The organism is Brevundimonas sp. (assembly GCF_032107865.1).
GTDB lineage: Bacteria > Pseudomonadota > Alphaproteobacteria > Caulobacterales > Caulobacteraceae > Brevundimonas.
Genome location: NZ_DAMCNG010000402.1, coordinates 1 through 1123, shown reverse-complemented (window position 1 = coordinate 1123; position 1123 = coordinate 1). Strand labels below are relative to the sequence as shown.

Sequence of the window (1123 nt, the reverse complement as noted above, 5' to 3'; positions counted from 1 at the left end):
CGAAGGACGGCTCGGTCCACCCCGCCATGATCGCGGCCGCCGCCGAGGCCGGGCTGGACGAGTTGTGGCTGCTGGGCGGGGCGCAGGCCATCGCCGCCCTGACCTTCGGCGCCGAACTCGAAGACGGCGTCATCGCCCCCGTCGACAAGCTGTTCGGTCCCGGCAACGCCTATGTGGCCGAAGCCAAGCGGTACGCCGCCGCCCTGCCCGGCGCCCCGGCGCAAGACCTGCCGGCGGGACCGTCGGAGCTGCTGGTCATCGCCGACCGCGACGCCGATTTCGAGATCGTCGCGGCGGACCTGCTCAGTCAAGCCGAGCATGACGCCGATGCGCAGGTCATCCTTGTGTCGGACAGCGGCACGGCCCTGAGCGAGATCATCGCCGAGGTCGAGCGTCAGGTGGAGCGCCTGCCCCGCGCCGCCATCGCCCGTGCGTCGCTGGCCGAGGCCCGCGCCATCCGCGTGCGCGACATGTCCGAAGCGTGTGAGGTCGCAAACCTCTATGGCCCAGAACACCTGTCGATCCAGACGGAAGAGGCCGAAAAGCTGGTGGAGCGGATCAACGCGGCGGGCGCCGTCTTCGTCGGACGCTGGGCGGCTGAGACGCTGGGCGACTATGCGGCGGGGCCGAGCCATGTCCTGCCGACCGACGGAGCCGCGCGGACGCTGGGCGGCGTCACCACCGCCAGCTTCATGACCACCATGTCGGTGCAGACCGTCAGCGAACAGGGCGCCGCCTCACTGGCCCCCGTCGCCGCCGCACTGGCCCGGCTGGAGGGGCTGGAAGCCCACGCCAGAGCCGCCGATCTGAGGAGCGCGGGATGACCAACGATCTCTTCCTTCTTCCCTCAAGGGGAGAAGGACAGTGTGGCGGGGGAGAAGGGTCATGACGCTGCCCGCCCCCTATCCGCCGCTGGTGTCAGGCGGCGACGGTCTGGAGCGTTATCCGGCCGAGCCCGCTGCTCTGGCCGCCCGCATGGCCGCCCTGTATGGCGTCGGCGCCGATCAGGTGCTGCCGACGCGCGGGCTGACGCATGGGCTGGAGCTGGTCTGGCGTCTGGCCGCGCGCGACGGGTTGAAGGTGCAGGCGCCCGACGCCGAGCCCTATCAAGCGCTGACCGCCC

General features: G+C 71.3%; 1 protein-coding gene and 1 pseudogene. Both read left to right on the top strand.

Annotation, left to right across the window (positions count from 1 at the left end; translation table 11 throughout):
- Positions 1-824, top strand: an 824-nt coding sequence (gene hisD / locus RT567_RS17140) for a histidinol dehydrogenase (RefSeq protein WP_313577376.1), incomplete at its 5' end; no start/stop codon positions are given.
- Between the two features lie 61 nt (positions 825-885).
- Positions 886-1123, top strand: a pseudogene (locus tag RT567_RS17135) (imidazoleglycerol-phosphate dehydratase HisB); the annotation flags it as partial.